Source organism: Permianibacter fluminis (genome assembly GCF_013179735.1).
GTDB classification, from domain to species: Bacteria; Pseudomonadota; Gammaproteobacteria; order Enterobacterales; family Permianibacteraceae; genus Permianibacter; species Permianibacter fluminis.
In genome coordinates this window covers 404,898-425,772 of record NZ_JABMEG010000001.1, presented here as the reverse complement: position 1 = coordinate 425,772, position 20,875 = coordinate 404,898, and the positions used below count along the sequence as shown (strand labels likewise).

The window sequence follows — 20,875 nt, the reverse complement described above, 5'->3', positions numbered from 1 at the left end:
GAACGCTGCGTGGCGTCGCCGCCATGATTGCGTTCAGCCGTTGTAGCGCAGCCGATCCAGCTCGGCATAACGTTGCAGCACGGCGCGGCCTTCGTCGCGCAGAACATCGTGATCAATCACCATGCCGCGTTCGCGCAGATACTGTTCTGATGCCGGAAACACCGGGCCTTCTTCAAAGCCAATCGCCTGCGCATCTTCGCGCCGAGCGGCGATGACAATGCGGCGGACGCCGCTCCACAGGCTGGCGCCTAGACACATCGCGCAGGGCGAGCACGAGGTGTAAAGCGTTCGCGATGGTTGCCCCGGCTGATTCAGGCTGTGGCTGCCGACCCGCTGCTGGGCAAACATGAACGCCAGCATTTCGGCATGCAGTGTGCAGTTGTGCAGCGGCACCACCCGGTTGACCCCAACGCTGAGCAGCTCACCGCTATGCTGATCAAAGATGGCCGCGCCGAACGGGCCACCGCTGTCCTGTTCCACATTGCGGCGAGCCAGCTGCACGGCCAGCGCCATGCGGGACGGATCATCCGGATAGCGCTGGCCAAAATCGACCTCGTCGCGAACCCAGCCCGGCAGGCTGATGGTCAATTCGCTGTTCATTGCCCGGTTTCCCGCATGGCTGAATCTCCGGCATGTTTTGTGCGGCATACCGCGCTACAATCCAAGCGTAATCGAGCGCCGGGCAATAAGACAGCCAACAGTGCCAGCGCCGACAGCAGCGAGGTAGGGCAGCGATGGAAGGCTTCTTCGAAGTGGTGTTTGACGGCCGGATTGTGCCGGGTCGCGATCTGGCCGAGGTCAAGGCCAATGTCGCCAACCTGTTCAAGGCCAAACCGGAAGCCATTGAACGCCTGTTCAGCGGGCAACCGGTCACCATCAAAAAAGATCTCGATTACCCGGCCGCGCTGCGTTACATCGCCGCGCTGAAGGAAGCCGGTGCGCTGGCCCGTTTCAAGCAACAGGAAGGCGGCCCGAGTGTGGCGCGCAAAGCCAGCGACAGTTGGTCACTGGCACCGGTCGGAACCGATCTGCTGGGTTTGCGTCCGGCGCCGCCGGTGCCGCCGCCAATTGATCTGAGCGCCCTGTCGCTGGCGCCAGTCGGTGCCGACATGGCCGAACATCAGGATGTCGTGCCGGTGCCGGTCGGTGATATTTCGTCGATCACGCTGGCGGAAGTCGGTGCCGACATCGGCACACCGCGCGAGCTGATCCCGCTACCGGAACCGGATCTGTCGGATCTCTCGGTTGCCGAAGTCGGCGCCACGCTGGGCGCACAGCGCGCAGTCGAGCCGGTCAAGATCGGCGATATTTCTGGCATCACCATTGCTGAAGTTGGCGCCGTGCTCGACACCAGCGAAAAGAAAGCGCCACCGCCACCGCCGAAAACCGATCATCTGAAACTCGGATAAAAGAAAGGGGCCAGCGGCCCCTTTCTTTTACAACAACTCGGCTTAGAAGGTGAACTTCGCACCCAAGCTGAAGCGACCTACGTCATCGCCGATGTCGAAGCCTTCCAATTTATTGTCACCGACCTGGTCGATGATTTCGTAGCTGAACGATAGCATCATGTATTCAGCACCAATGCCGTAAAGGAATGATGTGCCGCTGTCATCGTCGCTGTAAAGTGACGTACTGTTCGACTTGTAATCAAAATCTTGTTCCCAGTACATCACGCCGAGACGACCGACCAAAGTAAATTCGTCGTTCAACTTCCAGCGGGCAACGCCAGTTACATCATAACCCTTGGTGTCCGTCATGAAACGAACCGAATCGGGCCCGGCGGATGCCTTGGCTTCGGCAGTGCCCAGATCCTGATAGCCACCTTCGACCGCGAACATGTCATCGATCATATAGCCATACGAAATGCGATAGGTGGTGTCTTTATCATCGCATTTCGTGGAAACACCAGGTGTACCAGATGTGACCGCATCGAGGTAATCGCAAAAATCTGCAACGCTATCCGTTGATGCCTGACCAATCTGGACCTGAACGTATTGTTCTGCTGCTACCAGTGGAGAAAGGCCCATAGCCAGCGCTATCACGGCAAATTTTTTCATTATGCTTCCCTGTTTCAAACGTATGCTCCGGAATGAGCGGCGACATTCTAATGAGACGCCTGAGGCTAGGCAAAGGTGCTTTTCTTTGATCACTGTAAGCAAATGCTCACAGTGATCATTGGGCGAGCAGAAATGGTGATGACGCTGAAGAACGGCGAGACGATGCGGGAGTTGGTCGATTTTTGGCCTTTCGTTGGCGTGCCAACGGGTGCATGACAGTCACCGCCAACGAACCACACTGTGTTGAGCTAGGAATAGTTTCCCGGCGGCTGACATCGGGTGAAAAAACGAACAAATAAAAAAGGACACTGTAAGCGACGGTGTCGATTTACTGAGCGCGTTACGGCACGTAGCACCTGCAATCAGCTGTCCTGAGCCCGGCGTGGCGTGGCAACCAGAAAGAGCCTTTCAGGGTAGCGGCGTAGCCAGCGCTGCAGAATCCGGTAAGTATCCAGATCAAACACTCGCCGGCCAGCGAGCAACTCATCGACATCGGCTTCGCTGCGGGCGGTGCCGAGATAGCACCAGTGATCAATAACGTGCCAGTCTTCCCGGTCGCCGTCGGTTTCAACGATTGCAATCGCGGAGCGGTAAGGCCAGCTGCGGGTTTGCACCGGCTTCAACGCCAGTTGCAAGCGCAGGTTGTACAACGCGCTGGCTTCCTGACCAGTGCAGGCACCGTTGCAGCGCTTCAGCTGCACATCAAAGCAGGCGCCTTTGCCGGCTTCCAGACCGAGCAGTTTCTTGCACAGCTTGTGTTCCTTTGCCAGCGCAAATAATTTCTCCCGCGCCTGGCTGCGAGTCCTGAACAAGGCAAAGCCGACGCCGTTGGCAGCAGTGGTGCTGGTGATCTCGCCGGTCGCAAAGCGGGTACACAGATAGCCATATTCGTTGGTGTAGGTTTCGACGGCAACCAACTCACGGACTCGTCGCTGGCGCCGGTTGAACAGCGGCGATTCGGTCTTGATCGCGGCATTTTCCCGCAGCAGCGCGCCAAGCTCGCCGGCCGTTCGCTCAAACGAAATATTCCGTATCAGCTCATGCAAGCGTTGGTTGCGCGAGAGAATCGGATCGGCGCCAAAATGCTGCATCACCCGCGCGCGCAAATTGTTGCTCTTGCCGATATACAGCAGACCATCATCCGGACCAAAGAAGCGATAGATGCCAGGTGCTTCCGGAATCTCGGCAATGCGCTCCGGCGTCAGCGCTGGCGGGATCGACGGTTTCTTCAGTTGATTGACCAACGCCGCGTGGCGCAGCGCCGGGTCAATCTGCGCACAGGTCAGCGCCAGAAATTGCCAAGTGGCTTCGGCGTCACCGAGCGCGCGGTGTCGCGCCACATTGCCAATGCCAAAACGGGCACAGACTGCATCCAGACCATGACCGCGGACGCCCGGATACAGTTGCCGGGACCAGCGCACCGTGCATAAACGGTCCGGATCAAACCGCATCCCGAGCCGGGCAAACTCGGCCTTCAGAAAACCGTAGTCAAAGCGGGCGTTGTGCGCGACAAAAACACGGTCCTGCAGCAGTGCAAACAACTCACCAGCGACGTCGGCGAATGCCGGGGCGCCGCGCAAATCCGCCGTGCGAATGCCGGTCAGTTGTTCGATGCCGTAGGGCAGCGCAAATCCCGGATCCACCAATCGCTGCCAACGCTGGGTGACCTTGCCGTCATCAATCAGCAGCACGCCGATCTCGATGACCCGATCAAACGCCGGGCTACCGCCGGTGGTTTCCAGATCCACCACTGCCAGCGCGCGATCCAGTGGCGCAGTCAGCACGGTCACGACGCGTCCCAACTGAACAGGCGTTGTTGCAACGGAAAATACAAGGCCAGTCGTATCGGCCGCGTTTCCAGTCGCCGGAGCAAATCGGCATAACGCTGCAACTGCGGCTGATATTCCTTGACCCGTTCGGCCAAAAAGCTGTCGACATCGGCGCCGTCGTGACGGGCCGTCTTGTAATCGACAATCCAGCGGACACCCTCGGCATCGACATAGCTGCGATCGATGATGTGCTGGCGCAGTCGGCTGTCCTGTTCCGGCTCAACTGAAGTCAGCGCCCATTCGGCGCTGGCGTCTTCACGCATGCGCAGCAAAGCAAGGCCGGCCGGATCGCTCAGGGTATTGGCCAGTGCGGTTTCCAGTTCGGCCAATGCCGCCGGCAATTCGCTGTCGGTCACGCCAAACCAGCACAGTTGTTTGCGCCACAACGGTCGCAGCGTTGTCAGCGCACTCAGCTCCGGTGGTGTTTGTTCGGCCCACTGCTGCAACCAGCGGTGCACCAGGGTGCCGACCGCGCGCGCGGTGTCACCGGCCAGCAGTTCTTGCAACCCCGCTTCCGGTGGACTGCTGCTGGTCTCGATCACCGCCGGCAGCTCCGGTATCGTCAGCGCAAAATCGCCAGGCAAGCGTTGCAGCGGCGCCGATTGCTGTGTCGGCTCGCTGTCATCGCTGCCCGGCAGCTGCTGAAAATTGTCAAGAAAGCCGGCACGGCAACCGGGCCACAACGGTGCCAGCAGACTGCTACTGGCCGGGCCCTTGTCCGGCGTCTCGGCTGGCAATGCCGCCAGCAAATGCAGGCGCTGCTTCGCACGGGTCAACGCAACATAAAGCAAACGCGCGCGCTCATGTTCGGCGCGTTCTTTTTCCAGTTGCTTGAGAAATGGATTGGCGCCTTCGCTGTCGCTGCGGACGCCGGCAATGGTGCCGATCAGCAAGCGGTCACGGCCGTCAATCGGCAGCAGATCCCAGCGCAGCAGCGGCGTCTCGTCGCTCTTGGTGGTCGCGGCCAAACGCGGCAGGATCACGGTATCGAATTCCAGCCCTTTCGATTTGTGCATGGTCAGCAATTTGACTGCAGCACCGCTGCTTGGCCTTGCGTATAGCTTGCCGAGTTCGCGATCCAGATCGGTCAGCACGTCATCGCTGTTGTCGTCCAGCTGTTCGAGCAGCTCGAAGAATTGCTGGGCGACCGCAAACTCGTCGTCACTCACGCAGGCGGCCGGGCCGCCGAGTTGCAACCAGCACTGACTGACCCGCGTCGCCAGACTGAGCCGCTGTTGCTGCGCCAGTGCGGTCAGTAACACCGGCGCGCAGCGCAGCAGCCGTTGCTGGCCGTCGGCGGACAGGTTCGCCAGCGTGATCGAACTGCGCGGCTGCTTTGGTGCCGGTTGCTGCAGCGCCTGCAGCAGCATCTGCAACACACTCGGCAGGGGCGTTTTGTCATCGCCGGCACAGAGTGCGTGGAAGTCAGTCAGCGTCAGCCCGCACCACGGCGCCCGCAACACGCACAGCCACGCCAATCGGTCAGCCGGGTGCAGCAGGGCGCGGGTCAATTGCAGCAGATCGATCACCACCGCCTGCTGCGCAAGTGGCTCGGTATCCACGGCCTCCATGGCAATGCCGGCGGCGCGCAACGCGGTCGCGATATCGATCAAATGGCTGCGCGCTCGCGCCAGAATCGCCACGCTGCCGTGTGGCAGCGCCTGTTGCACCAGCTGCACCACGCGCTCGGCTTCCGCGGCGGCATACGCATCGCCGGCGCTGAAACCGTGGCAGCGCACCGCGGCATCGGCGAGTGCCGGTTTGACCGCCACCGCGGCGCTGTACGGTACCGCGCCGCGCACGCTGTCTTCCTGCGCAGCGAGCAGCGCCGGACCCTGCGCGTTGAGCCATTCGACCAGACCGGATTGGGCGCGGAAATTGGCCTGCAAGGTGATGGCCTGCAGCGCGACGGCGCCAACGCCATTCTTGCGGGCATCGAGAAACAGACTGACTTCGGCTTTGCGAAACCGGTAAATCGACTGCATCGGGTCGCCGACCAGAAACAGGGTGTGGCCGTCGTCCGGTTGCCAGCCGGCGGTCAGCTTTTTCAGCAGCGCAAATTGCCCGACGCTGGTGTCCTGGCATTCATCGACCAGCAGATGACGGATTTTGTAATCGAGCGCCAAAGCGAGCTCGCTCGGCTCGTCAAATTCGCCGAGTGCGGCAATGGCCGATTGCGCCATCTGGCTGAAATCGATTTCATTGCGTTCGGCAAACACCAGCCACAACTGCGCCACGGCCAGTCGCAAGACACCAGCCAGATGCCAGAGAAACGCCGACTGATCGCGCAAGTCATCCGGCTGGCACAGCAGCCGCAAATCGGCGAGCGGTTGAAACGGGTATTCGGACAGCAGTGCGAGCTGTTCCAGAAACAGTTGCTTGGCCTGTTGATCGGGGCCGGATTTGGTTGCCGGAAAACCGAGCTTGACGTTGATGCCGCCGGGCTTGCGCCAGTTGCAATCGTCACCCTTGGTCAGCAGCAATTCCGCCAGTGCCTGCCAGCGTGGCAAATCCCGCGCGTCGGCCTGCAAGGGTTCATTCCAGTCATGCAGGGCGATGATCGCGGAATCGCTTTCTGCCGCCAGCAGCTGGCGCGCGGCATGTTGGGCCGGCGCCATCAACGCCCGTTGCAGACGGTCATCCAACAGTTCGCGCGCCGGGGCAATGCTGGCGGCGATCAACGCCGACCAATCGGCATGCAGCTGGTCATCGAGCTGTGGATGGCTGAGCGCGCCGACCACCTCCTGCCATTGCTCGCGCCGGGCCAGCATGCTGACCAACAGTCGCTGGGCCTTGCCGCCGTCATTGTCGAGGTGACGCAGAAACGCCGCGAGCGTGGCGTGGTAATCCGGTTCTTCGAGCAGCATCAGCGTGCGCAGCGCGGCTTGTTGATACAGCGCGTCGGCATCTTCGCGGATGTTTGCCTGACCGCCCAGCCGTGACAGATACGGCAATTGCCGCGCCAGCAAACTGCACAGCGAATCGAAGGTTTGAATGCGCAGGCGATTGGGCTGTTGCAACAACTGCCAGTCGCGCTCGGCATCGCGCGCGAGTACTGCGCGGGCGCGCTGCAGCGTGGCGCGCTCGTGCGCAGAGTCCGGCTCGGCCAATGTGCCAGCAGCTATCGCCCGCGCCTGCTCCAGCTTGTGCAGCAAGCGCACCCGCATTTCCGCCGCCGCCTTGCGGGTGAAGGTGATCGCGACCACTTCTTCCGGCTCATCGACACCGGCCAGAAGTACCAGCAAGCGATTGGTCAGCAGTTCGGTTTTGCCGCTGCCAGCGGGCGCCTGCACGATAAAGGATTGTGTCGGGTCGAGCGCTCGCTCGCGTTCGCGGCTGTCGACTACGGATTGCGACGGATTCATTCGCCGGCCTCCGCATCGACTGCGCTCAACCGCAGAAACGGCGCAGCCAGCGTGCCAGCCGCAGCGGGGTGATAGCAGACATTTTCTGCCTGACCGTCGACAAACTCCTGCGCCAGCTTGGTCAGGCGGTTGCGCCAGTGCTCGCGCAGCGTGTTCAGATCAGTGTCTTTCAGCGGCGAATCGGGTTTTAGTGGTAGCGCTTCCAGATCGGTATTCAGGCCTTTGAAGTGCGGTTCACCGGCGCGCACCCGCGCCGCGACCACAGCGGCGAGTGGCGCCTCGGTGGCGAGTGCATACAGCATCAGTTGCACCTCGTGCGGGCGTTCGGCTTGCCACGGCGGCATTTGCCAGCTGCTGCCGGTTTTGTAATCCATCACCACGGCCTGACCATCACTGAGCAGATCGACCCGGTCGATCCGTAACGACAACTCCAGTCCGGCCAGCGTCAATGCGGCGGTCTGTTCGATCTGGCTGACCTGAAACGGGGTCTGGCGCTGCCGCTCAAATTGCAGCCATTCGCGCAGCACCGTCACCAGCGCTTGTTGTTCCAGTTCTCGCCAGCGCACCGGCAAGGCTTGTTGCAGCAGGCGGGCTTGTTCGGCCAGGGCGCCGTCGGCCGCGGCGACGCAGCGCTGGTTGAGTTCAGCATCGCTCAGCTGCGCCAGTGCGCTGGAGCTTTGCAGACCCTGCCACAAGGTCGCCAGCGCCTTGTGCACCAGATTGCCGCGTTCGCTGGTTTGTCGCGCTTGCGGCAGCGGCGACACGGCATTGGCATGCAAACGGTATTCGACAAACGCGGCTTGCGGCTGCACAGCCTGCACCGCCAGCAAATGACTGTTGCGGCGGATCGGTTCATCGGCCTGCAGTGGCGGCGCCTGATCATCGAGTACGGATTCCAGTGGCAGCCGCGGCACGGTATGAAACGCAGTCTCGGCGCGCAGCAGCGCTGCCGGCATTTCGCTTTCGGGCATGCCGTGCAAAAACGGGCTGCCCCGTAACTCGCGTTCACCGTCGAACTGCGGACAGCTCCAGACGATCACCGGCGCGGTGGTCGTCAAGCGCTGCATCAGTTGTTGGGCGAATTGCGATTCGCGCTGATGGCTGCTGCGCGGCAGATTGTGGCTGCGTTGCCAGCGCATCGGCAGCAAGGGATTCGGTTGAATCGGTGCCGGCAGCAGATCATCGCGGGCGTCGCCGACCCAGATGGCATCAGCGCTGATCGCCGCCGCTTCGAGCAGACCAATCACCTGCACGCGGGCGGTGCCCGGTTGCTGCGGTTGAAACACTTCCTGACGGCAGCGCTGTTGCAAACTGCTGACCGCCTTGCCGAGTGCGACGGCGCCTTCTGGCACCCGGCAGCGCGCCAGTGCGGCAAGCGCCTGCCAGAACGCTTCGCGGGTTTGAAATTCGGTGGAATTGAGCGCCCGCGAACCGGGCCAGCCGGCCTGTTCGAGCAGCGCGCGCAAAGGTTCGCTCCAGTCACGCAGGCTGTGCTTTTTGCTGCGCAGCGTGCGGGCCTGATCCAGCGCCAGACTCCAGCGCTCGGCCAGCAGCGCACAGCCACGCTCACGCAGTAGGCGAACCACCGTTTCGGGCCGCAACTGAAGCATGCCTTGCTCACGCAAGCTGGCGTCGAGCCGGGCGCGGGCGTCGCGTTCAAACGCTTCGCCAAGATACGGCGACAGCAACAAAGGACTGAGTTCGCTGAGCGGCCACTCGCCATGACCGGCGAACAAACGCAGCGCACGCAGTGCGATCGCGACCAGCGGCCGATCCGCCAGCGCTTCGCCCAGTGACCAGTTCAGTACCGGGCTCGGACTGTCATCAAAGCGAAAGCTGTTGGCCGGCTCCAGCTCGCTGCGCAGCGCGCGCAGCAATGCCGTCTTGCGCGCATTCAGCGACGGCATGACCACGGCCAGACGCGCTTCCGGATTGGCCTGCAATTGTTCGCGGCACCAGCGCGCGATCACGGCGTCTTCCTGGCGCAAATCTTCCGGCCGGTACAGCGTCTGGCTGCCGGCAGCCTGCTGCTGATCCTGCCAGTGCAGGATCGACACGCCGCGTTCGCGCGCGGCATCGAGCACTTGCTGCAACCACGGCCGGACATCATCAAACCCAGCCAGCACAATGGCGGTCGGCAATCGGCCGCTGGTGCAGATTCGCCGCACTTGTTCGGCCCGCCATTCGGCAGCGCTCAACCAGCTGCGTTTGCGACAGTGCTGACGCAGCGCGCTGCGCCACGCCAGCAGACGCCGGTATTCCTCGGTAGCGAGAGAGTCGGGAATCGGCGCGGTGAACTCGCACAGCAGCGCGTGGGCATCGGCCGCTTGCGCTGCCAAATCGCTGGCCGACAGCAGCCGATGCTCGCTGTCATCCTGTTCAATCAGTTGTTGCCAGAGCGGCAGTTCTTCATTGCGGTCGAGCACCGCATCCGGCAGCGCCTCGACCGGCCAGTCGCCGGCGTGGATCAGCGCCTCGGCGGCGCCATCGAGCCATTGCTCAAAGGTGTGAATCGGAGGCGTCGGCCAGACCTGAGCGCCGCGCTGCCGCTGCCAGTCGCCATAGGCCTGCGCCAGCGTCAGCACCAGCCGGCGGTTGGCGGCCAGCACCAGCAGCGCTTCGCCATCGGCAAGGCGTTGGTACAAACTCCGGGAATCGATCGGGTCGGCAGTTGGCATGGCGGATTCGGCAATTGCGCGCAAGGCTGGCATCATAACGGGCAGCCATCATAAACCAGCAAGAGCGCAAGACCTGCGCTGACGGGCTCTTCAGCTCAACGCATACGACTGGCCCCCACAATGGCCAGCGCAAGGACAAGCATGCGGGAATTTCTGCGCCGGTTTTCCTGGCGCCACTACCAATTGAAGCGGCACGCGCTGGCCGATGCCGACTGGCAACACGCCTGCGCGCATCTGCCGCTGGTCACCGCCATGCCGGATGCCGCCCAGCAGCAACTGCGCGAGCTGAGCACCCTGTTTTTGGCGCAAAAAGCCGTGCTTCCAGCCGACGGTTTTGCGCTCAGCACTGCCCAGCAAATCGAAATCGCAATCTGGGCCTGTCTGCCGGTGCGGCAGATCGGCCTCGCTGTCTACGCCAGCTTTCATGCCGTCATTGTCTATCCGGACGAATTTCTGGCGCCGCGGGAAGAAATCGACGAAGCCGGCGTTGTCCACACCGGTCACGAACAGGTCAGTGGCGAAAGCTGGGATGCCGGACCGATTCTGCTGTCCTGGGCCGATGTCGAAGCCGCTCGCATTCCCGATGGCTACAACGTGGTGATCCACGAATGTGTGCACAAACTGGATCTGACCGACGGCGACATGAACGGCGTGCCCACGCTGCTCGGTCGCGGTATCGCCCCGAGCGAATGGCAGCAGGTGATGCGCGCGGCCTGGCAGACCGTCGGCCAGGAAGAAAAGTTGCTCGGTTACACCTCGGTCGATGATTACGCGCTGGAATCGCCTGCCGAATTCTTCGCGGTGCTGAGCGAGCATTTCTTCACTGCGCCGGCCGAGTTGCAAGCCGATTTGCCGGCGGCCTATGCGCTGCTTGAGCGCTACTACGATCAGCGGCCACTCGACTGGAACTGGGCGGCGATCGATGCTGCCTATCCCAAGCATGAGCCGGACGACAGCGGCTATCGCCGCAGCGGCGCCGAGCACTGACCATGCCGAGCCGCATCCCCGATGTGACCGCCGCCGATTTTGTCGAACGGGTGATCACCGCTTCCTTTCAGCAACCGGTGCTGGTCGAGTACTGGGCGCCCTGGTGTGGTCCGTGCCGCTTGCTGTTTCCCTTGCTGGAAAAAATGGCGCAGGAATTTGCCGGTCGCTTGTCGATCATGAAACTGGATGTTGAAGCGGCACCGGATATTGCCGAGCGATATGGCGTGCGGGGTGTGCCGCAATTGCAGTTGTTCAGGGATGGGGTTGTGGTGGCGGAGAAAAGTGGCTTGATGCCGGAGGCGAATTTGCGGGAGCTTTTGCTTCAGCATACGAGGTAATGCTGAACTGACTCCGTCGACGGCTAGACGGGCTGGCTTTTGCTCCCTCCCCTGTCAGGGGGAGGGTTGGGGTGGGGGCTTTGCCGCGCAGACCTTTCAATTATTCCAGCCACTTCGTAGCCGGCAGGTTTGCCGGGTCCCGCCCCGGCGGGCGGGTAACTTTCTTGGCGCAAGAAAGTCACCAAAGAACATTGCCCGGCTCCGAGCCGTGCTGCGCACGGTTCCCTGCGCTGCTCATTCCGTCTGGGGCTTTTCAGACAGCACATCCCTGTGCAGTCTGAAAAGGCTTCGGCATCCATGCCTCGCCCCTTCACTGCGTTACGGGCTGTTAACCCAGACTCCGTTCCGCTGCTCGGCTCGTCGAACGGGCGCCGAAGCGCGCTATGCGCGCAAAGAAATGCGGTTCAAGCCAGACAGAATCCTCTTAACACAGTCGTGTCTGGAATTGACTAAAAGCAGCTACATTTTTGTGCAAATTTCTGAAAAGAGGTGACCAGGCTCGCCTAGAAACCAGAACTCGCCATCATGCTTTACTTCTATGTGCTTCAACTCTGCAGGCAGCGTGGCAAGGACAAGTGTCAAGGCTTGAACAGAATCAATGCCAGCTAGACAGAAATTCTGTCTTGATGGTTGAGCCTGTAATTGAGTAAGCGCACCACCAAGTCTCAGGCTCATCCGCAGGAAACGGCTTTTCAATCAACACACGAATGGCTTCAACCTCCCCTGTTGAAAATCTGAATTCTAGGTCACGGCTGACGACCATCACGTTTGCTGGCTCCGTATCAATGACGACATCAATTTATTTCTTCATCATCGTAAACACCACATACGCTTCCGCCCGCAATTCGACATGATCTGGCAAAGTCGGGGCGCCTTCGCTGGCCTTGTCCATGCGCATCGCCATGGCACGGATGCCGCCGCCACCTTCGCCGATGGGCGAGTCGGAGATGGTGTGGACGCCGGTGACCACCTGATCCAGCGCGCCGGCCAGCCGCTCGGCTTCGAGTTTGGCGTTTTTCAGTGCGGTAACGCGCAACGCCGCCTCTTTCTCTTCGCGTTGGTCGACATTGACGCTGATGCCGGCAATGTCCTGCACGCCGGTCTGGACCAATGCTTCACTCCAGGCATTGAACTTGTCCATGTTGCGCAGCTTGACGTTGAACTGCCGCGAGACCTGGGTGCCGCGATAAATGCGCTTGCCGTCTTCGTAGTCATACATCGGGTTCACCGAGAAACCGGTGGCCTGGAAATCCTCGCGGGCAATGCCGGTCTTTTTCGCAGCGGCCCAGACTTTGTCGGTGATGGCGTCGACTTCTTTTTTGGTTGCCGGCACATCGGCGCCGGTGCGGGCGACCATGAAGCTGGTTTCGACGAAATCGGGTTTCAGTTTTTCAACGGCTTCGCCGGTGACGTACAGATGCGGTCCAGCAGGGAAGCGATCGGCCATGGCAGTTCCTGTCAGTGCGAAAGTGGCGGCGAGACTGAGTACGGTACCAGACAACCATTTGTTCATTGTTTGCTCCTTGTGATCGCAGGCGGGGTGCGATTGCGACCGGTATTTGCTCCCCCTCCTTGCCAAGGAGGGGGGTAAAAAGTTGAATTACGTTTACGCGTGTGCCCGACTTTTACAGACTGCCCAGTGCGGAATGAACATCGGCTGAATACCGGGCCCAGCTGCCGTTGCCGATAAGCCCGGCTTTGACCAGCTTGGCTTGCAGGCGTTCATTGAGCGCGACCAGCCGCACCGCGATGCCTTTGCGCTGCATGTCGGCAATCAATGACTCCAGCGCGACGATGGCGGTCAGATCCATTACCGGCACATCCTGCATGTCCAGAATTACCGCGGTCATGGCCGGGTCGATGCGCCAGAGCGTGTGCATGGCTTTTTCGGCGGCACCGAAAAACAGCGGGCCGTTGATATCGTATACCGCGACATGTGGTGGCAGCGCTTCATTGCTGTGCAGGTGATGGCGCGGCACCAGCGCGGTGTCGGACAACTCGGTCATCCGTTTGATGAACAACACGGCCGCCAGCAGCATGCCGACTTCGACGGCGATCACCATGTCAAAGATCACGGTCAGCAACAGGCAGATGAGCAGCACCATGGCATCGGCGCGCGGACTGAATTTGAGCACCTCGATGACCCGGTGCGCATCCGACATATTCCACGCCACCATCACCAGCATCGCGGCCAGTGTCGCCATCGGAATGTGTTGCAGCAGCGGCCCCAGCACCAGCAATGCCGCCAGCACCGTCAACGCATGGATGACGCTGGCGATTGGCGAACTGGCGCCGGAACGGACATTGGCCGCAGTACGGGCAATGGCGGCGGTGGCGGTGATGCCGCCGAACAAGGGCGCAATGACATTACCGAGGCCTTGGCCAATCAATTCACCGTTCGGATCATGACGAAAACCGGACAGGCCATCGCTGACCACCGCGCACAACAAGGACTCGATGGCGCTGAGCATGGCGATGGCAAACGCCGGGCCGATCAATGCCCGTACTGTGTCGAGCGACAGCGTGAAGCGGTGGTCACCGTCGGTGAGCTGCCACGGCCATTGCCAGTGCGGCAAGGTCGACGGAATGCCGTGCTGGATGACGCCGCCGGCGTCATAGCTGAAACGCGTGCCGATGGTCGCCACCGAGAAATCGGTCAGCAGCGCTTGCAGCAACAACGCCAGTGCCGTGCCGAACATCAGCGCCGCCAAATGCCCGGGCAGCGGCAGCTTTAATCGTGGCCAGAGGATCAATGCGCTCAGCGTCGCCATGCCGATCAGCAGATCCTGCCAGCGCGTGGCCGGCAGGTGTGACAGCGTTTGCCCGAGTGCCGGCAGAAAGTGGGCGTCGCGCAGAACCAGTTCAATGCCGAGCAAATCTTTCAGCTGCAGGGCAGCCAGCACAATCGCGATGCCGCTGGTGAAACCGGTGAGTACCGGATACGGAATGAATTCGACCAGCTTGCCGAGGCCGCTGACGCCAAGCCCGATCAGAATGAAACCAGCCAGCATGGTTGCCAGCAGCAATCCGGGCAAACCAAATTGCTGGGTAACCGGCAGTAGAATGACCACGAATGCAGCGGTCGGCCCGGAGACATTGACCCGCGAGCCACCGGTCAGCGCAATGACAATGCCGGCAACAATGGCGGTGTACAAACCGTATTGCGGCGCGACGCCGGACGCGATGGCCAGCGCCATCGCCAGCGGAATGGCGATCAAGCCAACGGTAATGCCGGCCAGCGCATCGTTGGTGAAACGCTGGCGATTGTAATCGCGCAGCGATTCACGCAATGCCGTGGCAATGGGCAGGGACAGACGCGGTGGCGCAGACAAGCCGGCAGTTCCTTGGCGGAGCGTGACTGTCAGTACAGGGCAAGCCCGGCAAAAATGCAATGCGGCCGATCACGTCGGCGTCGGGATTAGCTCAGGGTCGGGTTTGCGTTTGTGTCTGTTTCAACAACGGGATCAGCATCGGAGTCGGCATCGTCGCGCTGGGCCAGGGCATAGCGGACCTGGCCGGCTTCTTTCTCGCGATACCAGTGCCAACCGGCCGGCAACACCGGCGCGCCGGCGTCGCGTTCGTTTTCGATGTAAATCCAGCCGCCGGGACGTAGCAGCGCCCGCGCCGCGATCAGCGCCAGCACCTTGTCGAGCCAGTCGCCATGAAACGGCGGGTCGAGAAAGATCACCGCAAACGGCTGCTGCTCCTGTTGCAGGTAGTGCAGGGCGTCACCGCGAACCAAACGGATCTCGGTCGCTGCCAGTTTGCTGATATTGGCCTGCAGCGCCGCCGCGACCGAAGCATTGGCTTCGACCATCACCACGTCGCTGGCACCGCGCGAGGCCGCCTCAAAGCCCAGCGCACCGGAGCCGGCAAACAGATCCAGACAGCGGGCGCCCGGTAGCTCGGTTTGCAGCCAGCTGAACAGCGTCTCGCGCAGCCGATCGCCAGTCGGGCGCAGCCCGGGTGCCGCCGGAAACTGCAGCCGGCGGCCGCGATAACGGCCGGCGATGATGCGGACTTCGCCGGCGCCGGTAACGATTTTGGCTTTGCTCATGGTGCGGGAACGGTGAACCCTTGCTGGAGGTATCAGTGTCGGTGTCAGCTTCAGTGTCGGCGCCGACCGATAGGGCCGGAGCGCGTGCGGATGGTAGCATAGCGACCCTATACGCCCGGCAGCCGTCGGGCGCCCCGAATGCAGCAAGTGGAACGGTCAGGAATGTCGGAAAAGAAAGGGTTGTTTGGTTGGCTCAAGCGTGACAGCGACAGCGCCGCCGAACCGGTGCGCACGGCCGAACGGCAAAGCTTTTTCGGTCGCCTGCGCGACGGGCTCAAGCGCACCCGCGCTGGCCTTGGCGAAGGGCTGGCCACGCTGTTCATGGGCCGCAAGCAAATCGATGACGAGCTGTTCGATGAACTGGAAACCCAGTTGCTGCTCGCCGATGTTGGCGTTGCCACCACCCAGCGCATCATGGCCGACGTCACCGCGAAAGCCGCGCGCAAGGAACTGGCCGACACCGACGCGCTGTACCAGCACTTGACCGGTGAACTGGCCACGCTGCTGCAACAAGTGGAAAAACCCTTGCCGGTCGACAGCAGCAAGAAACCGTTTGTCATGCTGGTGGTCGGTGTCAACGGCGTCGGCAAAACCACCACCATCGGCAAACTCGCGCACTACTACCAAAGCCAGGGCAAAAGCGTGATGCTGGCCGCTGGCGATACCTTTCGCGCCGCGGCGGTCGAACAATTGCAGGTCTGGGGCGAGCGCAACAAAGTGCCGGTAGTGGCGCAGGCGACCGGCGCCGATTCCGCCTCGGTGCTGTTCGATGCACTGCAATCGGCGCAAGCCAAACAAATCGATGTGCTGATCTGCGACACCGCCGGACGCCTGCACACCAAAAGCAATTTGATGGACGAGCTGGCCAAAGTCGTGCGCGTACTCAAACGGCTCGATCCCGACGCGCCGCAGGAAGTGCTGCTGGTGCTCGACGCCGCCACCGGCCAGAATGCGCTCAATCAAGCCGAACAGTTCCACAAGGCGGTAGCACTGACCGGTCTGGCGTTGACCAAGCTCGATGGCACCGCCAAAGGCGGCGTGATCTTCGCGCTGGCCGAGAAAATGAAACTGCCAATCCGGTTTATTGGCGTTGGTGAAGGGATTGATGATTTGCGGCCGTTCAATGCAGAAGATTTTATTCAGGCGTTGTTTGAGCGGGACGAGAGCTAAATAGACAACATACGACATCGGGTGGCTTTCAAAAAAACAAAAAGTGCGACGCTGAAACAGGGGAAAGGAAATGCTGGTGGTGTTCGGTTGGGTAAAACAGATGGATTTGGTCGGTGCGCCGATGCCAGCCTATTGCTTCAATTGCCAGAGCTATCGCGAGTGGGGCCATTTGAAAGAAACAGAATGGGCGACGCTGTTCTTTATCAAGATCCTGCCCTTTATAAGCAAAAGTCGACTTATCTGTGACGGTTGTCGCGACGAAATAACCTTGAACAGTAAGGCTCAAGAAAAAATCAAAGAGCTGGCCAATGCGTCTGACGCGGAAGAGGTTGCCTGGATAAAAGCTGGGTTTGACAAACTTATCGAGGCGCACCAGTTACAAAACAAGACTGAAGCGCAAAAACAGTACATCCAGTCGATAAGAAGCAGTGCGTCGTCAGCCGAGCGCCACGTCAAATAAAAGAACCATGACCTCAGACAAGGTGTTGTTGCTTGGCACCGAAGAACAATACGGGTGGTCAGAAAGAGGATTCGCATGATCCGTTTCAGCGAAGTCAGCAAGCGCTATCAAAGCGGCCATGAAGCGCTGCGCAAACTCAGCTTTGAATTGCAGGAAGGCGAGATGGCCTTCCTGACCGGTCATTCCGGCGCCGGCAAATCCACCGTGCTGCGGTTGGTCGCGCTGATGGAGCGGGCAACGCAGGGTCAGGTCTGGGTCGGTAATCAAAATCTCAATCGGGTGGCGCGACGCGGTATTCCGTATGTGCGCCGGCAGATTGGCATGATCTTTCAGGATCACCGGCTGTTGTTTGACCGGCCGGTGTTCGACAACGTCGCGTTGCCACTGATCATCGCCGGCTATCCGCACAAGGAAATCGGCAAGCGGGTGCGGGCGGCGCTCGACATGGTCGGTTTGCTGTCGAAAGAAAAATCGACGCCGATCATGTTGTCCGGCGGTGAGCAGCAGCGGGTCGGCATCGCTCGCGCGGTAGTCAACAAGCCGCCAATCCTGCTGGCTGATGAACCGACCGGTAACCTCGATCCGGAACTGTCGGCTGAAATCATGCAGTTGTTCGCCAAATTCAATCAGGTCGGCTGCACCGTGCTGATTGCCTCGCACGATTTGCAACTGATCGAAAACATGGACAAGCGCATCATCAAACTGAAAAACGGCATGCTGGCGCCGGCAGCGGAGGTGGCCCATGGCTGAACTTCCCACTGGCGCCGTGATGGCCAAACCGAGTCTGGTTTCCCGTTTGAAGATGTGGGGTCATGGCCATCAGGACGATGCCAAGCGCAGTCTGCGTGATCTGCTGGCAACACCATTCAACTCGCTGCTTACGTTTTTGGTGATCGGTGTTGCGCTGGCCTTGCCGACCACCTTGCATGTGGCGCTGAAGAACGGCCAGCAGGTCGCCGGTTCGTTTGAAGGCAGCAGCCAGATCACGCTGTACCTGAAAGACAACACCAGCGCTGCCGCCGGTGAGACGCTGGCCAAACGTCTGCAAGGGGATGACGAAATTGCCAGCGCGACCTATCAGTCGCGCGAGCAGAGTCTGGCCGAATTCAAATCGCTTTCCGGTTTTGGCGATGCTCTCGATTACCTTGACGAAAATCCATTGCCGGCTGTGATCATCGTACAGCCGGCCATGAGCATCAAGGAGCCGGCGCAAGTGGAGCTGCTGCTGTCGCGCTTGAACGTGATGGCGGAAGTGCAGGAAGCGCAACTGGATCTGGCCTGGCTGCGGCGCTTGCACGCCCTTATGCAAGTTGGCGAGCGGGTGGCAACCGCGCTGGGATTGCTGCTGGGGCTGGCAGTGGTGTTGATCATCGGCAACACGATCCGGCTCGCCATTCAGAATCGTCGCGCCGAAATTGAAGTGATCAAACTGGTCGGTGCCACCGATGCCTTCATTCGCCGGCCGTTTTTGTACAGCGGGCTTTGGTACGGTTTGTTCGGCGGTGTCATTGCCTGGCTGCTGGTCAGCTTCGCGCTGTGGTGGCTTGATGATCCGGTCAATCAACTGGCCGGCCTGTATCAAAGCCAGTACCGGATGATCGGTTTGTCATTCAGCGAAGTGTTGAAAGTGGTGGCGTTTGCCACCGTGCTCGGTCTCGGTGGCTCGTGGCTGTCGGTAACGCGTCATCTGCGCGAGATTGAGCCGCGCTGATGTTGCGGCGGGTGGCCGGAAAACGGCCGCTCGCGCAAGTCTGTACCGAGCATTGCCAAGCCAATGCGGATCAACTGCGGACGCCAATCAATTGCCGAGCAGCTGCACCTGATCGCGGCCGGCGGATTTGGCCATGTACAGGGCCTTGTCGGCACGCGAGATCACGGCAGTGCTGTTGGCATCCTCGGGATGCCATTGGCTGACGCCGATGCTGACGCTGGTGCGCAGGCCCGGCGCGATGCTGTCCAGTGACAGATCATGGATTTGTTCGCACAAGCGGCGAGCGACATCGCCGGCGGCAGCGAGACTGGCATCCGGCAGCACGGCCAGAAATTCTTCACCACCGGTGCGGCCGATCTTGTCATTGCCACGCATCAATTGCTGACAGGTCGCGGCAACCCGCTTCAAGGCTTCATCGCCGGCGCCATGGCCGTAACGGTCGTTCAGTTGTTTGAATTGATCAATATCGAGCAGCGCCACCGACAGCGGTTTGCCGGTGATGCGATGCAATTTGATTTGCTCTTCCAGAAAGGTCAGGACACTGCGGCGATTGCCGATACCGGTCAGCTCGTCGGACAGCGCGAGTGAACGCAACCGGCCGGCGAGCCGCATCTGTCGGGCCAGAAAGGCTGCGGCAACTGTCAGCAGCAAACCGATCAGCACGATGACCAGGGTTTTCAGCCGATCCACGCGCGCCGCGGCTTCCAGCGCATTGTCGGCCAGCGTCCGTGCATTCTGCAGGTAGCGGTTTTCCTGATCTTTTTTCTCGGCGTCAAACTGGGCGCGCTGCTGGGCCAGCATTTCGTCGCGCCGGCTCTTGTCGAGCTGTTCGTGCACGGCCTGCTGTTTGAGCAAGGTCTGGCCGGCCCGCTCAAACATTTTGGCGTCCATCAGCACCGTTGCCAGCATGCCGTAACTTTTTTCCAGGCCGGGTTTTTGATCAATGCTTTGGTACAGCGCAATGGATTCTTCCAGCGCCGCGATGGCGTCGGCGTCGCGTTTCAACTGGTGCAGCGCATCGCCACGGTATTGCAGCAGACGGGCACTCATGTCGCTGTCACCAAGCTCGCGGAAAACCGTCAGCGCAGCGTCGAGCATGACCAGACCTTTACCCGGTTCGCCCTGTTTGGTGTGCAGCGCGCCGATGGCCTGCTGGGCGTAGGCAACGCCGGTGTTGTTACCGAGCTGGCGGGACAGCTGCATCATCTGGTCATAGCGCGCCAGCGCTTCGCTGATATTGCCTTTGCCTTCCAGCGAGCGGGCCAGGTTGAACACGGCGTCGGCCAGCATCGCGGTTTGCTGGCGGCGTTCACGCTCGGGAATGATTTCGTTCAGGTATTCAATGGCGCGATCGTAATCCTGCAGACGGTAATACAGGATGGCGATGGCCTGCAGGCAGGACAGCGCTTCATCGGTGTCGTTTTTCTCCTGATAGATCTTGCAGGCGGTTTGCAGATCGACCAGACCGTCGGCGAACTGGCCGAGGTAGCTGCGCAGCTCGCCGCGGACAAGCCGGATTTCCGCATCCAGCTCCGGGTCGCCGAGCATTTCGGCTTCGCGTTGCAGCTTGTCGTAGCCGATCAGCGATTCCGACAACGCGCCGAGGTATTCCTGTGCCTGTAGCTGACAGAGTTTCAGGCGGATGGTCAGCACGTGTGCCGATGGCGTCGCGAGTTCGCTGAGCAGCTTCAGGCCGGTGCCGGCAGCGGCGGCGCCTTGTTCGCCGTCCTGTTCGATCAGCGACAGGCAGTCGTTCAAATAGGTGCGGGCTTCCAGTTCCGGGTCGGGCTGGTTCTTGAGTTGTTCGCGGAGCTTGGCATTCAGCTGGCGGGATTCGCTGGGCGAGCGATAACGCGCGGCATCCGCCTCGGCCATCCGTTGCTGCAGTCCGGCGTCAGCGGCGGGCAGGGCGGTGCTGGCCAGCAGGCTGGCTACACTGAGCAGTGCGCTGGCGCAGGGACGAAACCGCGCCGACAACCGTGGCAACATGCCGTTGACCCTTAGGAATCGTGACTATTCAGTGTAGAAGCTGCAGGAGGGGCGGAGCATGCCACCGGCTGGTCAACTCTTCAGCAACTATCGATCGTGCACTGCCGTAGGCCGGGGTCTGGCTTTCTGTACGTTAGTACCTGTCAGTGCCGGCATTGACCGGCGACGGTCGGCGCGGCTGTAACAGCCTGTTACCGGGCGGAACTCGGGACTGGTCTAGCACTCTCAGAGGCC

Annotated in this window: 16 protein-coding genes and 1 pseudogene; 7 read left to right on the top strand and 10 right to left on the bottom strand. The window is 60.9% G+C overall.

Annotated features, from left to right (window positions below):
* Positions 1 to 33: 33 nt before the first annotated feature.
* Positions 34 to 600: a nucleoside deaminase gene (locus tag HPT27_RS01815; protein ID WP_172238100.1), complete on the bottom strand. Its 567-nt coding sequence runs from the start codon at positions 598 to 600 to the stop codon at positions 34 to 36.
* A gap of 134 nt (positions 601 to 734) precedes the next feature.
* Here HPT27_RS01815 and HPT27_RS01810 point away from each other — a divergent pair, with 134 nt between their 5' ends.
* Positions 735 to 1,409, top strand: coding sequence for a hypothetical protein (locus HPT27_RS01810; RefSeq protein WP_172238097.1), 675 nt, complete (start codon positions 735 to 737; stop codon positions 1,407 to 1,409).
* Positions 1,410 to 1,451: 42 nt separating this feature from the next.
* Here the strand turns inward: HPT27_RS01810 and HPT27_RS01805 are convergent, their stop codons facing one another.
* From HPT27_RS01805 to HPT27_RS01790, 4 genes are all read right to left on the bottom strand, one after another.
* Entirely contained in the window at positions 1,452 to 2,057 is a 606-nt protein-coding gene (locus HPT27_RS01805; protein WP_172238094.1) for an outer membrane beta-barrel protein, read from the bottom strand.
* 362 nt (positions 2,058 to 2,419) lie between these two features.
* A complete protein-coding gene (locus HPT27_RS01800; protein WP_172238091.1) occupies positions 2,420 to 3,847 on the bottom strand; it encodes an exonuclease domain-containing protein in 1,428 nt (475 codons plus the stop codon).
* The gene (locus tag HPT27_RS01795; RefSeq protein WP_172238088.1) at positions 3,844 to 7,251 is read right to left on the bottom strand and encodes a UvrD-helicase domain-containing protein; all 3,408 of its coding nucleotides are present in this window, start codon (positions 7,249 to 7,251) and stop codon (positions 3,844 to 3,846) included. The genes HPT27_RS01800 and HPT27_RS01795 overlap by 4 nt, the downstream gene beginning before the upstream one ends.
* Positions 7,248 to 9,929 carry a PD-(D/E)XK nuclease family protein gene (locus HPT27_RS01790; protein WP_172238085.1) on the bottom strand — a complete coding sequence of 894 codons (2,682 nt, stop codon included), beginning with the start codon at positions 9,927 to 9,929 and terminating at the stop codon, positions 7,248 to 7,250. The genes HPT27_RS01795 and HPT27_RS01790 overlap by 4 nt, the downstream gene beginning before the upstream one ends.
* Before the next feature lie 141 nt (positions 9,930 to 10,070).
* On the opposite strand from HPT27_RS01790, the gene HPT27_RS01785 reads away from it, so the two are divergent.
* Entirely contained in the window at positions 10,071 to 10,916 is an 846-nt protein-coding gene (locus HPT27_RS01785; protein WP_172238082.1) for a M90 family metallopeptidase, read from the top strand.
* A gap of 2 nt (positions 10,917 to 10,918) precedes the next feature.
* The gene (gene trxA / locus HPT27_RS01780; protein ID WP_172238079.1) at positions 10,919 to 11,254 is read left to right on the top strand and encodes a thioredoxin; all 336 of its coding nucleotides are present in this window, start codon (positions 10,919 to 10,921) and stop codon (positions 11,252 to 11,254) included.
* Positions 11,255 to 11,849: 595 nt separating this feature from the next.
* On the opposite strand, the gene HPT27_RS01775 is transcribed toward trxA, so the two are convergent.
* The 4 genes from HPT27_RS01775 to rsmD all read right to left on the bottom strand — a co-directional run bounded on the left by HPT27_RS01775 (position 11,850) and on the right by rsmD (position 15,311).
* Positions 11,850 to 12,020, bottom strand: coding sequence for a hypothetical protein (locus tag HPT27_RS01775; protein WP_172238076.1), 171 nt, complete (start codon positions 12,018 to 12,020; stop codon positions 11,850 to 11,852).
* A gap of 33 nt (positions 12,021 to 12,053) precedes the next feature.
* Positions 12,054 to 12,767: an SIMPL domain-containing protein gene (locus HPT27_RS01770; protein WP_172238073.1), complete on the bottom strand. Its 714-nt coding sequence runs from the start codon at positions 12,765 to 12,767 to the stop codon at positions 12,054 to 12,056.
* A 112-nt stretch (positions 12,768 to 12,879) separates the two neighbouring features.
* Positions 12,880 to 14,586, bottom strand: coding sequence for a C4-dicarboxylic acid transporter DauA (dauA, locus tag HPT27_RS01765; RefSeq protein WP_172238070.1), 1,707 nt, complete (start codon positions 14,584 to 14,586; stop codon positions 12,880 to 12,882).
* Positions 14,587 to 14,672: 86 nt separating this feature from the next.
* A complete protein-coding gene (gene rsmD, locus HPT27_RS01760) occupies positions 14,673 to 15,311 on the bottom strand; it encodes a 16S rRNA (guanine(966)-N(2))-methyltransferase RsmD (protein ID WP_172238067.1) in 639 nt (212 codons plus the stop codon).
* Between the two features lie 207 nt (positions 15,312 to 15,518).
* On the opposite strand from rsmD, the pseudogene ftsY reads away from it, so the two are divergent.
* The 4 genes and pseudogenes from ftsY to ftsX form a co-directional block, all read left to right on the top strand.
* Positions 15,519 to 16,481, top strand: a pseudogene (gene ftsY, locus HPT27_RS01755) (signal recognition particle-docking protein FtsY); the annotation flags it as partial.
* A gap of 70 nt (positions 16,482 to 16,551) precedes the next feature.
* Positions 16,552 to 16,941 carry a hypothetical protein gene (locus HPT27_RS01750; protein WP_172238061.1) on the top strand — a complete coding sequence of 130 codons (390 nt, stop codon included), beginning with the start codon at positions 16,552 to 16,554 and terminating at the stop codon, positions 16,939 to 16,941.
* Between the two features lie 75 nt (positions 16,942 to 17,016).
* Complete coding sequence (gene ftsE / locus HPT27_RS01745) at positions 17,017 to 17,691, top strand: cell division ATP-binding protein FtsE (RefSeq protein ID WP_172238059.1); 675 nt, start codon at positions 17,017 to 17,019, stop codon at positions 17,689 to 17,691.
* The gene (gene ftsX / locus HPT27_RS01740; protein ID WP_172238056.1) at positions 17,684 to 18,652 is read left to right on the top strand and encodes a permease-like cell division protein FtsX; all 969 of its coding nucleotides are present in this window, start codon (positions 17,684 to 17,686) and stop codon (positions 18,650 to 18,652) included. The genes ftsE and ftsX overlap by 8 nt, the downstream gene beginning before the upstream one ends.
* Before the next feature lie 87 nt (positions 18,653 to 18,739).
* On the opposite strand, the gene HPT27_RS01735 is transcribed toward ftsX, so the two are convergent.
* Entirely contained in the window at positions 18,740 to 20,641 is a 1,902-nt protein-coding gene (locus HPT27_RS01735; RefSeq protein ID WP_172238053.1) for a tetratricopeptide repeat-containing diguanylate cyclase, read from the bottom strand.
* Between the last annotated feature and the right edge of the window lie 234 nt (positions 20,642 to 20,875).